This window comes from Halomonas sp. 707B3, assembly GCF_024158645.1.
Taxonomy (GTDB): Bacteria; Pseudomonadota; Gammaproteobacteria; order Pseudomonadales; family Halomonadaceae; genus Vreelandella; species Vreelandella lionensis.
In genome coordinates this window covers 1-11,730 of the sequence record NZ_JAMZBE010000114.1, presented here as the reverse complement: position 1 = coordinate 11,730, position 11,730 = coordinate 1, and the positions used below count along the sequence as shown (strand labels likewise).

At 54.6% G+C, this 11,730-nt stretch carries 13 protein-coding genes and 1 pseudogene; 12 read left to right on the top strand and 2 right to left on the bottom strand.

Annotation, left to right across the window (positions count from 1 at the left end; genetic code table 11):
* The 3 genes from BIS10_RS13870 to BIS10_RS13860 form a co-directional block, all read left to right on the top strand.
* Positions 1-1,226: LAGLIDADG family homing endonuclease (locus BIS10_RS13870; protein ID WP_301282054.1), on the top strand; the 1,226-nt coding region annotated here is incomplete at its 5' end.
* Positions 1,227-1,309: 83 nt separating this feature from the next.
* Positions 1,310-1,603, top strand: coding sequence for a hypothetical protein (locus BIS10_RS13865; RefSeq protein ID WP_044628494.1), 294 nt, complete (start codon positions 1,310-1,312; stop codon positions 1,601-1,603).
* Positions 1,604-1,742: 139 nt separating this feature from the next.
* Positions 1,743-2,045 (top strand): DUF6482 family protein, encoded by a 303-nt coding sequence (locus tag BIS10_RS13860; protein ID WP_074210310.1) that lies wholly within the window; start codon positions 1,743-1,745, stop codon positions 2,043-2,045.
* Positions 2,046-2,065: 20 nt separating this feature from the next.
* Here the strand turns inward: BIS10_RS13860 and BIS10_RS13855 are convergent, their stop codons facing one another.
* Positions 2,066-2,452 (bottom strand): thiol-disulfide oxidoreductase DCC family protein, encoded by a 387-nt coding sequence (locus BIS10_RS13855; protein ID WP_083025737.1) that lies wholly within the window; start codon positions 2,450-2,452, stop codon positions 2,066-2,068.
* The gene (locus BIS10_RS13850; RefSeq protein WP_253506013.1) at positions 2,449-4,032 is read right to left on the bottom strand and encodes a cryptochrome/photolyase family protein; all 1,584 of its coding nucleotides are present in this window, start codon (positions 4,030-4,032) and stop codon (positions 2,449-2,451) included. The genes BIS10_RS13855 and BIS10_RS13850 overlap by 4 nt, the downstream gene beginning before the upstream one ends.
* Positions 4,033-4,144: 112 nt before the next feature.
* Between BIS10_RS13850 and hemH the strand changes: the two genes are divergently transcribed.
* From hemH to BIS10_RS19045, 9 genes and pseudogenes are all read left to right on the top strand, one after another.
* A complete protein-coding gene (gene hemH, locus BIS10_RS13845) occupies positions 4,145-5,224 on the top strand; it encodes a ferrochelatase (RefSeq protein WP_044628496.1) in 1,080 nt (359 codons plus the stop codon).
* Positions 5,225-5,424: 200 nt separating this feature from the next.
* Positions 5,425-7,773 carry a putative monovalent cation/H+ antiporter subunit A gene (locus tag BIS10_RS13840; RefSeq protein ID WP_253506011.1) on the top strand — a complete coding sequence of 783 codons (2,349 nt, stop codon included), beginning with the start codon at positions 5,425-5,427 and terminating at the stop codon, positions 7,771-7,773.
* Positions 7,766-8,197, top strand: a complete 432-nt coding sequence (locus BIS10_RS13835; protein WP_044628498.1) for a Na+/H+ antiporter subunit B — start codon at positions 7,766-7,768, stop codon at positions 8,195-8,197. The genes BIS10_RS13840 and BIS10_RS13835 overlap by 8 nt, the downstream gene beginning before the upstream one ends.
* Positions 8,198-8,230: 33 nt before the next feature.
* A complete protein-coding gene (locus BIS10_RS13830; protein ID WP_044628499.1) occupies positions 8,231-8,578 on the top strand; it encodes a Na+/H+ antiporter subunit C in 348 nt (115 codons plus the stop codon).
* The gene (locus tag BIS10_RS13825; RefSeq protein WP_062372776.1) at positions 8,575-10,176 is read left to right on the top strand and encodes a Na+/H+ antiporter subunit D; all 1,602 of its coding nucleotides are present in this window, start codon (positions 8,575-8,577) and stop codon (positions 10,174-10,176) included. Before BIS10_RS13830 ends, BIS10_RS13825 begins: the two co-directional genes overlap by 4 nt.
* Entirely contained in the window at positions 10,173-10,646 is a 474-nt protein-coding gene (locus BIS10_RS13820) for a Na+/H+ antiporter subunit E (RefSeq protein ID WP_044628501.1), read from the top strand. The genes BIS10_RS13825 and BIS10_RS13820 overlap by 4 nt, the downstream gene beginning before the upstream one ends.
* Entirely contained in the window at positions 10,646-10,915 is a 270-nt protein-coding gene (locus BIS10_RS13815) for a monovalent cation/H+ antiporter complex subunit F (protein WP_044628502.1), read from the top strand. The genes BIS10_RS13820 and BIS10_RS13815 overlap by 1 nt, the downstream gene beginning before the upstream one ends.
* Positions 10,908-11,312, top strand: coding sequence for a monovalent cation/H(+) antiporter subunit G (gene mnhG, locus BIS10_RS13810; protein WP_044628503.1), 405 nt, complete (start codon positions 10,908-10,910; stop codon positions 11,310-11,312). The genes BIS10_RS13815 and mnhG overlap by 8 nt, the downstream gene beginning before the upstream one ends.
* Before the next feature lie 174 nt (positions 11,313-11,486).
* Positions 11,487-11,660: pseudogene (locus BIS10_RS19045) on the top strand (DASH family cryptochrome); the annotation flags it as partial.
* Between the last annotated feature and the right edge of the window lie 70 nt (positions 11,661-11,730).

Below are 11,730 nucleotides of genomic sequence, written 5' to 3'. Positions count from 1 at the left end.
CCGTGGCCGAGCTGAAGGTGGGTGACCGTATTGCGTTAGCAAGGCAACTCCCCGAGCCAGAGAACCCGGTGGTATGGGAGGAGCACGCGCTTATCCTGCTAGCCCATTTGTTGGGCGACGGCAGCTATGTCAAAGGCCAACCGCTACGTTACACCACGGCCAGCGAGGCGAATAGTGAGGCTGTCCAGCGCGCCGCTGAGCAGTTTGGTTCAACCGTTACCCGCCATGCCGGGCGTGGTAACTGGCATCAGCTCGTCATTGCTGGTAATGGCAATCGCTGGCATGCACAAGGGGTAGGGCGTTGGTTGAAATCATTGGGGATTTTTGGGCAGCGCTCTGCTGAAAAGTATATTCCTAGCGATGTTTTCAAGCTCTCCAATCAGCAGCTGGCGCTATTTATGCGTCATCTGTGGGCAACCGACGGCAGCATTACGACGGATAAAAATGGCCGAACCCGGCTCTACTTCGCAACGGTTAGCCGTCGCCTTATTGATGACGTTAGCGCCCTGCTGCTGCGCTTCGGTATTGTGGCCAGAATTTGTCACGTTCTATCGGGTGAAGGTGGCGGATGGTATACCGCGGATGTATCGGGAAGCGAGCAACAGCAACGCTTCGCCCGGCTGATTGGCGCATTTGGTCATCAGCAGCCAGCGCTGGAGCGAATTAAAGCGTCAACGATGACGGCCAACACCAATATCGATACTTTGCCGCAGGAGGTATTTGATCACGTTAAACAAGCTATGGCGGCAAAAGGGATCAGCCAGCGGCAAATGGCGGCGATGCGGGGTACGGCCTATGGCGGCGCATCGCACTTTAGCTTCGCACCTTCACGGGCCACGCTCAGCAGTTACGCTGACGTGCTCGGTGATGCTGCTTTATCGCAAATAGCCTCCAGCGAGCTATTTTGGGATCAGGTCGTCGAGATACGTTCCTGTGGGGAAGAAGAGGTGTTTGACTTAACCGTACCGGGGGATGCGTGCTGGTTAGCCGACGGTATCGTGAGCCATAACTCGGGAGCGATCGAGCAGGATGCTGACGTCATTGCCTTCGTTTACCGGGATGAGGTGTATAACCCGGATAACCCTGACAACCAGGGGATTGCGGAGCTGATCATCGGTAAGCAGCGTAACGGGCCGATTGGTACGGTGCACATGGCCTTTATTGGTAAATACACGCGCTTTGAGGACCTGGCTCCCGATAGCTACGGCGAAGCGTTTGGCGATTAACTTGAGCGACATGGGGGAGAACGTATAATGCGCAACCCTATTGAGCAGATAGCCTTGAGCAGATAGATAGACAGGAGTAGCAAATGGCAGGTGGTTTTAGGCGCGGTAACCGCAAACGTCTTCCTAAGTTGGAAGGCCGTGGTGAACTCCAGTCGCTAGAGCGCGAGGGGCCTTTTAAAGAGTGGCTGGGCATGCCCGACCTTTATCGCTACTTTCTGGTAGTGGAGGGAGAGAAGTACAGCTACCAAACGGAAGATGCTGAGCTTCCCGTCGCGGTCGGCGACAAAGTAGTGTTTCGGTACAAAGAGACCAAAGGCGGTAATTGGATTGACCGCAACTCGCTGGGTAAGGCGATTGACCCGTCCGAGTATCAGTAAATCGACCATAAGTTGACGAATTGGTCAGGAACTCTTTTCTGTTATTGCCCTCTTAGGCAGTTAGTGCCAAGGTAATATTATTGTCATGGGGCCGCGTCATGCTGTGCTCCATGACGATGACCAATAACAGGAGGGAACCATGGAACTGAAAGCGCTCAAACAGTTCGTCGCGAGTCACGACAACTTTGAAATTCGGGTGATTACCCATTCGGGAAGCCGCTTCTACCAAGTAGAGCTAGAAGATGTAGAAGGCGAACGCCATATGCTGATGCAACGTAATAAGCCGATGCTGTTCCGTTCATTAGATGACGTTTATCTGGAGCTAAAACGTGCAGGCATCCATCGCGCTTACCTGGTGCAACATGTGCCGCAGGATGAAGTGATTGGTCGCGACGCCCATTACAGCTCGCCGCTGACCTCGCGTATGCCGCTAGTGTTTTAATCACTGGTTCACGGTTTAACCTAACGCTTTTCCCACCACAGCCCCAGCCGGATACGGCGTCGGGCAAAAAAACGGTAGCCTGCATCCATCATGCTTCGCAGGCCCGGTAAGCAAGAAAGTCTTACCAGCCGCCGGTAGCCCAACACCGCATACAGGGCCCGGCTGGCGTCCATGCCGATAAACCATCTCCCCTGATTATCCTGCACATGCAGCTGCCCCATCATGGCATCGAAGCTGCGGCCGATTTCGCTTGCGTTAAACTCATTGCTTTGAATATCGATAAGCCTTACGCGCTCTTGATGACGGTGCTTGACAAGCCAAGCAACTTCGACCCGACAAAATGGGCAGTGGCCATCGTGATAAAGCGTGACGGGGGCCTGTGCGTTTAGCGTCGCGAATCGGCTCATGAGCGGGTCTCCTGATGAGAATAGCCTTGCGTGTGGGCTGGCTGGCCGTAGCCTTCACTGGTGGGTAGCTTGGCGAGAAACTGCTCTGCCTGCTGGCGAATCGCCTCGCGTTTCTCCTCTTTCATGCGCGAAAGCGAACCGTAGATGAGTTTCATGCGCGGGTTGCGGTTGAGCTGTTCGGCGTTGGTTTCCAGAAAATGCCAATAAAGGCTATTAAACGGGCAGGCCTTGGGGCCAGTGATCTCTTTGGGAGAGTAGCGGCAGTGCTGGCAATGGTCGGACATTTTATCGATGTACTTACCCGACGCGCAGTAGGGCTTGGAGCCCATCAGCCCTCCATCTGCATGTAACACCATACCCAGCGTGTTCGGCAGTTCCACCCATTCGCTGGCATCTGCATAAACGGCCAGATACCAGTCACACAGCGCCTCGGGCTTTATGCCGCAGAGCAGGGCAAAGTTGCCGGTCACCATGAGCCGCTGGATATGATGAGCGTAGCTATTATCGATGGTCATTTGGATAGCACGCTGTAGGCAGCGCATGTCGGTATCCGCATCCCAATAGAAGGCAGGAAGCTCGCGGGTAAACCCTAGCTGATTCTTCTGTTTGTAGCCGGGCATTTGAGTCCAGTAAAGCCCACGCACATACTCCCGCCAGCCAAGGATCTGGCGGATAAACCCTTCCACCGCATTAATCGGCGCCTTGCCCGCATGGTAGTGCGCCTCGGCGGCTTCGCACACTTCAACAGGGGAGAGCAGGCCGATATTCATCGCCGCAGAGAGCCGCGAGTGGTAGAGAAAAGGTGCGCTATCGCTGATCGCATCCTGGTAGCGGCCAAAATCCGCCAGCCCGTGTTCTATAAAGTGGTGTAAATCTACCAGAGCCTGGCGGCGTGTTACCGGTAGATTAAACGTCTCCATCGACCCCATGTGGTCGTCAAAATAGTGCGCCGCGTCATGAAGGGCTTCCTTGGTTACGCTATCCTGGCCGTGCTGAGGCAAGGCGGGGAAGCTCAATGCTGCTTTAATGGGCTCCCGGTTGTCATGGTCGTAGTTCCACTGCCCGCCAACCGGCGTATCGCCTTCCATGAGCAATCCGGTGCGCTTGCGCTGCTCTCGGTAGAAGTACTCCAAACGCAGCTGTTTGCGACCCTCTGCCCAGCGTGAGAAGTCGTCTGGTGTGGTGAAGAAGCGATCATCCTCCATTAGCTGCCAGGATAGAGCGTTGTTTTGGCGCTGCTGCATGTCGTTCCACAGTCGCCACTCGCCGGGGCGGGTGACGCGAATTTCGTCACAGCCGTACTGCTTGGCGAGCCGCTCGGCTTCCTCAATAAGTGAGTGAGTGTTGTCTGCGTCATCAATACGGCTGTAGTGCACCGTGTAGCCTTTATCTCTTAAAGTGACGGCAAAGTGACGCATGGCGGCCATGAATAGACCGATTTTATGCAGATGATGTGGCACGTAGCGTGCTTCTTCAGCCACTTCGCATAGCGCAACCACCGCATTGGAAGGCGCGTCGCAAAGCGTTGGAAGCGTCAGCGTGAGCTGGTCACCCAATACGAGCAGTAACGGCTTAGACATGAGTTAGCCTGCAGTTATACAAATAATGTTGATAGTATAACTTTATGCCGCGACTTTGCCGAAAAGTGTTAAGATTTTGCCCATTATGTACTGCACCTAAGGAGTGAGCGAGATGGCCGATAGCGTTGTAAAGGATCAACCCGGTGAGGGGCGTTTAACTCATGCGCCCAGCAGTCACCCTGCGGTTCCCCGCGCCAAGGTGGGCGTGGTTCTGGCCAACCTGGGAACACCCGATGCCACCGACTACTGGTCCATGCGCCGCTATCTCAGCGAGTTCTTATCCGATAAACGGGTTGTGGATTACGCCGGTTGGAAATGGCAGCCGCTGCTGCAGCTGATCATTCTCACCAAGCGGCCTTTTTCATCTGGCCATGCGTATAAAAGTATTTGGAATAATGAGAAGAATGAAAGCCCGCTGCTAACCATCACGCGTGCCCAAACGGAAAAAATGACCGAGCGCTTAAAGGCGTTGTATGGCGATGATGTAGAAGTTGATTTCTGCATGCGCTACGGCAACCCTTCCACCGATAGCGTGCTAAAGCGTATGAAAGAGAAGGGCTGCGAGCGCATTGTGTTCTTCCCGCTTTACCCGCAATACGGCTCGCCCACCACCGCGACGGCGAATGATCAGGCGTTTCGCACGCTGATGAAGATGAAGTGGCAGCCCTATATTCGCACCGTGCCCGCTTATTTTGAGCATCCTGCCTATATCCAGGCGCTGGCGAATTCGGTACAGGAAGCTTATGACGGGTTTGAGAGCCGCCCGACCAAGTTAGTTGCCAGCTATCATGGGGTGCCTGAGCGTTATTTAATGGAAGGCGACCCCTATCACTGCCAATGCCAGAAAACCACACGGCTGCTGCGTGAGAAGCTGGGCTTAAGCAAGGAGGAGGTGGATACCGCCTTTCAGTCGCAGTTTGGCCCCGAGAAGTGGGTTGGCCCGCAAACAGTGGAGCACGTTGCCGAGCTGGCCAAGCAGGGGCATAAGCATATTGCGATTCTTTCGCCAGCATTCTCTTCTGATTGTGTGGAAACCCTTGAGGAGATCAAAGAGGAGATCCACGACAGCTTTATGGAAGCGGGTGGCGAAACCTTTAGCTATATCCCCTGTTTGAATGACCGCGATGACCATATAGATGCACTGTTAGCAGTGGTCAATAACGAGCTCTCTGGCTGGTTGTCGACACCGTAAAGTCGCGTATTTGCTATAAAAACCGTCTAGCGTATTACGTTAGGCGGTTTTTTATTGGGGCCGTCTTTTCTAGAGATGTGAGAAACGCTAGTATAAGGTTTGTGCATATAAAATCACACTTATTCAACGTTTAAGCGGCTTGTGCATCTGTATAGGCGGCTTATTGGGATGAATGAACGTCACTAGGGAGAAAGCGCCGGATGCAATTTGCCGTGTTAATGGGCTTCGTGTTGGCAGCGTCTTCACCGCTGCTCAACCGTTGGTTTGGGGAGCGAACAAGCCTGCTGCTTGCGCTGTTTCCGGCGTTGCTGGCTGGTTGGCTTTTTAGTCAAGCGCCCCTGGTGTTGAGTGACGGGCCTCAGTTACTTGAGTGGTCGTGGGTGCCTTCGCTAGGCATTAGCCTTAGCTTTTTACTGGATGGCCTTTCTCTGCTGTTTGGCTTGCTGATTACGGTGATTGGCACCTGTGTCCTGGTGTATGCGGGTGGCTACTTAAAAGGCCACCAAGATATTGCCCGTTTCCACCTCGCCCTCGTCGCCTTTATGGCCTCTATGCTGGGGCTTGTGTTAGCGGACGGCCTGCTGACGCTGTTTATTTTCTGGGAGCTGACCAGCATCACCTCGTACCTGCTGATTGGCTTTAACCATACTGATATTGAAGCACGCAAATCCGCTCGTCAGGGGCTTTTTGTGACGGTTGCTGGTGGCTTGGCGTTAATGGCAGGTTTGGTGCTATTGGGTATCGCCAGCGGCAGCTGGTCTCTGAGTGAGATTTTGCAGTCAGACGATGACCTGCGCCAGCATGCGCTTTATGCCCCTATGCTGATCTGCTTATTGCTAGGAGCCTTTACCAAGTCGGCGCAGTTCCCATTCCACTTCTGGTTACCTAACGCTATGGCGGCGCCGACCCCTGTGTCGGCCTACCTGCACTCCGCTACCATGGTGAAAGCGGGGATTTACCTGCTGGCACGCCTACAGCCGGAGTTGGGTGGCACGGCCATGTGGGTGACAATACTCTCAGTGGTGGGGGCGACCACCATGCTGACGGGTGCCTTCTTAGCCATTCACCATACCAATATCAAAAAGCTGCTGGCCTACTCCACCATTATGGCGCTGGGAACGCTCACTATGCTGCTGGGGATTGGCTCCGAATATGCCATGACCGCTTTTGTCACCTTTCTGCTCGCCCACTCCATGTATAAAGGGGCGCTGTTTATGGTGGCGGGCATCCTTGACCATGAAACCGGCACGAAAGACGTCACCGCCATGGGCGGATTACGAAGCGTTATGCCTGTCACGGCGGTAATCGCTTTTGTGGCGGCGCTCTCCTTGGCAGGGGTGCCGCCGCTGTTTGGCTTTATCGGTAAGGAACTCATGCTGGAGGCAGCGTTAGGCGCCGAGCGCGTTCAACTGTTGCTGGTACTGTTTGCCTTCCTGGCAGCCATCTTGACCATTGCGGTGGCGGCGATTGTTGCGCTACGGCCGTTCTACGGCGCACGCCATGAAACTCCCCAAATACCCCATGAGGCGCCGTTGAGTATGCTGATAGGCCCAGGCCTATTGGCATTCGGGTCGCTCGCGCTTGGCTTGGCCCCTGCTGTGCTAGGGGCCGATGCGCTCTTGACCTCGGCAGCAACGGCGGTGGCGGGGGAGACGCTGCCGGTCTCGCTGTCGCTGTGGTACGGCGTCAACGTGGCGCTGATTATGTCGGTGGTGAGCTTGATCTTCGGCTTTTTGCTGTTCAAGCGGTGGGACAGCGTACGCGCCCAGTTAGCCAGGTTGGCACCGGTGATGCGTCATGGCCCCGAGGCGGGGTACGAAGGCTTGATGAATGGCATCGTGCGCTTCTCCGAATGGCAGACACGCCTGCTGCAAAACGGCTATATGCGCAATTACATCCTGGTCATGCTGGTAGTGCTGATCGCGCTGATTGGAAACTCAATACTGCTGCGCCACTCTCCGCAGCTGGCGCTCTCCCTAGACGTGCGTTTCCATGAAGTCATTGTGGTGGGCACCATGGCAATGGGGGCGCTGTTTGCCACAATTTCACGCTCCCGCTTAGGCGCCGTGGTATCGGTGGGCATTATGGGCTTCTCTATCGCGCTGATCTTTATTCTGTTTAGCGCGCCAGATTTGGGGATTACCCAACTGCTGGTAGAAACCATGACGGTGATCCTGCTGGTATTGGTACTTTTCAGATTGCCGCGTTTTTCAAATCTCTCCACCAATCTTGAGCGCATCCGTGATGGGGCCGTTGCGGCCACCATGGGGGTGTTAATCTTCTTGCTGATCATAACCGCTTGGAGTATCGACCAGTTTGAATCGATCTCTACCTATATGGTGGAAAACAGCGCGCCGCTTGCCTATGGTCGCAATATCGTCAACGTCATTTTGGTGGATTATCGTGCCCTCGATACGCTCGGCGAGATGTTTGTTTTGGCGTTAGCCGCGATTGGTGTGATTGCGATGCTAAAGCTGCGTCATGGGGAGACAGAAGGCAAAGCGACGGATAGCGACAAAGCCAGCGTGAAGGAGCCCTACGATGGTTAAATCAGGCACGATTATTCTGAATACGGCAGCGCGGTTCCTGATGCCACTGCAACTGATGTTCTCGGTTTTTCTGCTGCTGCGTGGCCATGACGAACCGGGCGGCGGCTTTATTGCCGGATTGGTAGCAGCTGGGGCGTTCACTCTTTACCTGTTTGCCTTCGGGGTCAGTGCCACCAAAGAGGTGCTGCGCATGGTCGACCCGCGAGACTTGATCGGCGCAGGACTCTTTTTTGGGATGATCTCGGTAGTGCCCGCTTGGTTCATGGGGCAGCCTTTTCTGACTGCTCAGTGGTGGACGATTCCGGTGATCGACTTTAAAGCGTCTACGCCGCTGATTTTTGATATCGGAGTGTATCTGGCGGTGTTGGGGTCGGTGATGGGCATGGTCATGGCATTAATGGAGGTGGATAAGGATGAGCCATAAGTTACCCAACCCGCTGTTTGCAGGAGGCCGCCCATGGAACCGTTAATGGCACTGGCGATTGGCCTGTTATACGCCACCGCTATTTTTATGATGCTACGCCGCTCTATCGTCAAACTCGTGATTGGCTTGATGCTACTCTCTAATGCCGCCAACCTGCTGATTTTTACTACCGCCGGTATGACTCGTGGCGCACCGCCGCTGATTCCTGAAGGGATGATGCAGCCTTTGGGCGATGTCGCTGACCCACTGCCTCAAGCGGTGGTGCTTACCGCTATCGTGATTGCCTTTGGGGTATTGGCGTTTGCGGTGGTATTGATCCGCCGGGCCTACGAAATCGTTAAGGCAGATGATTTAGACAAGATGAAGGATACCGACACGTGAGGCCTGAAGTCGCACTTCCCGTTTTGCTGCCGCTGCTTTCCGGGGCCATTTCGCTGATGTTTTGGCGCTCGAGGCCCATGCAGCGCTTTATTGCCGTGGCTGGCAACGTCGTACTATTTGTCGTCAGCCTGTGGCTGTTCGTTGCGGTCTTAGAAGATGGCTACATCACCATTCAAATGGGCAGCTGGCCAGCACCGTTTGGGATAACGCTCGTCGCTGACATGCTCAGCGCTGTGATGATTCTGCTCACCGGAATCATCGGCTTGGCCATGGGGATTTACTCCCTGGCGACGACTGGCCGCGGCCACGAAAAATTTGGCTACTACCCCCTTATGCATCTGCTGTTGGCGGGTGTGGCGGGTGCTTTTTTAACGGGCGATATCTTCAACCTCTATGTCTGGTTTGAAGTCATGCTGGTGGCTTCGTTTGCGCTCCTGACGCTGGGAGGCGAGCGCGCGCAGATGGAGGGCGCCATCAAGTATGTGACGCTCAATCTGCTGGCATCGGTCATTTTTCTCACTGCGGTAGGCCTGCTTTACGGCACGGTGGGCTCACTCAATATGGCCGATATCGCGCTGCGCATGGATGAAGCCGAGCACAGCGGCATGGTCGAAGTGCTGGCGGTGATGTTTATGGTGGCCTTTGGTATCAAAGCCGCTGCGTTCCCGCTGTTTTTCTGGCTACCTGCTTCTTATCACACGCCTCCGGTGGCGGTATCCGCACTGTTTGCAGGCCTGTTAACCAAAGTGGGCGTTTACTCACTGTTCCGGGTATTTACGCTGATCTTTGATCAGACCATGGGCTACCTACAGGACATCATGCTGTGGGGGGCCGTTCTCACTATGGTGACCGGCGTGCTGGGGGCGGCCGCCCAGTATGAATTCCGGCGTATCCTCTCGTTTCATATCGTCAGCCAGATTGGCTATATGATCCTGGGGCTGGCGCTCTATACACCACTGGCGATTGCAGGCGGTGTGTTTGCCATCATGCACAACATCATTGTGAAGACGAACCTGTTCTTAATTAGCGGGATTACCCACCGCCTACAGGGCACTTACCAGCTTAAAAAGATGGGCGGGCTATATCGTGAACGCCCTTGGCTGGCCGTGGCGTTCTTTATTAGCGCCTTCTCTCTGGCGGGCATTCCGCCGCTGTCGGGTTTCTTTGCCAAATTCGTGCTGGTGCGCGCAGGCTTTGAGGCAAAGGCTTACGTGGCGACCGGCATCGCCCTGGCCGTGGGTTTGATGACGCTCTACTCCATGGTGAAGATCTGGAACGAAGTGTTCTGGAAGGCGCTACCTGAAGAAAACCAGGTGCCCGAAACACCGACACCGACAGGCGATGATGGCCGGTTGCTGAAGCCCAGCCTGTGGATGATGTATCTGCCAGTCGTGGTGCTGGCCATGATGTCCCTGCTCATCGGCGTGTTTGCCGAACCCATCATGCTGGTGATGAACCAAATAGGCGATCAATTGATGACGCCCTCAGGCTATATCGAAGCGGTACTCGGTGCCTCCGCAAGTGCGGAAGCAGCGCTACTGGATCCCATTGAGATACAGGCCGAACGTGTCGATGACCGCTTGGAGGAAACACCATGACCGGCGCCATTTGGAACCTCTTGCTTGGTTTGGCCTGGGTGCTGCTGAGCGGCGACTTCTCCGGGTTGAATTTGTTGGTGGGGATGATTTTTGGCTATATCGCGTTGCTGCTGATTGAGCCTCAAGTCGATGGGTTGAAAGGCTATCCTGCTCGTGTGCCGCGCTTCATCGGCTTTCTCGGTTTTTTCATCAAAGAGTTGGTTCAGGCCAACTTACGCGTGGCATTCGATATCCTGACGCCGCCTTGGCACATGCAGCCGGGGGTCATTGCCTTACCGCTTTCGGCACGCACCGAAATGGAGATCACCCTGGTGGCGAATTTGATTTCGCTCACACCGGGTACCCTGAGCCTAGACGTGTCCGATGACCGTAAAGTGTTGTATATCCATGCGATGTTCCTGGACGACGAAGAGGAGCTTCGACGCAATTTGAAAGAGATGGAACACAGGGCACTGGAGTTATTTCGTTAATGGAAACCGTGATTTTAATTAGTCAGGTGATCATGGGCTTGGCGCTCGTGCTGACCTTCGTTCGCGTTGTGCGCGGACCTAGTCTGCCAGATCGCGTAGTGGCCCTAGAACTGTTCTCGACAACAGTCGTGGGGTTGGTCGGTGTGTATGCGATTCAATCGGGCGTCTCGAGCTTCTTGGACGCCGCGATCGTGATTGCGCTGATGGGCTTTTTAGCCGCCATTGGCTTTGCGCGCTTTTTAGAACGTGGAGGGCCGCGGGATGATTGATGTAATTAAAGGGGCCATGCTGCTAACAGGGTCTAGTTTTATGCTGTTAGCCGCCGTTGGTTTACTTCGCTTGCCTGACTTGCTGACGCGTATGCACGCCACCACCAAGGCGGCGGCGCTCGGGGTGATTTTAATCATGCTGGCATCGGCCATGCATTTTGCTGAAGTGGGCGTAGTGGCACGCTCGTTTGCCATTATTGTGTTTATCTTAATCACTGCGCCGATTGCCGCCCACGTGATCGGGAGGGCCGGATACTTCGTAGGCTCAAGGCTGTGGAGCGGCACGGTGAAAGATGAATTGCGTCCTAACTACGACCCGCTTACCCATGAGCTTAAAAGCGGCATGGAAACCCAGGAAAACGCCAAGCGACACCCGCGTAACACCGACCCAGATTAGCGCGACGAGCACTACCAACGACTTCTTTAAGCCACCTCGTTGTGGCTTTTTTTATGCCTAAAAAACCCGAAATAGAGACGCTATTCTGAAAAACTGTTATGTCAATTTATGTACAATAATTGTACTGTATAAGATGTTGTGTCCATGTATTACGGCGTGGCGTGGCAGCGACTCCGCGACCCGCGCCAAGATAGGTATTTCAACGTATTAAAGCAAGCGGGCCATTACGACTCCAAGAGGCTTTACGTGGCATACTGGCTGCCAGCCCCTGTTCTCTGCCCTAGCGGCCTAGGGGTGGTATCTCCCTCATTTCTGAGCCATCATCCAGCTCACGCCAAGGATTGCTGAGAGAAGAATGCTATGCCGTTAATACCCGTGTCATTACCCGCCGTGTCGCTGAAACATAACAATTCGTTGA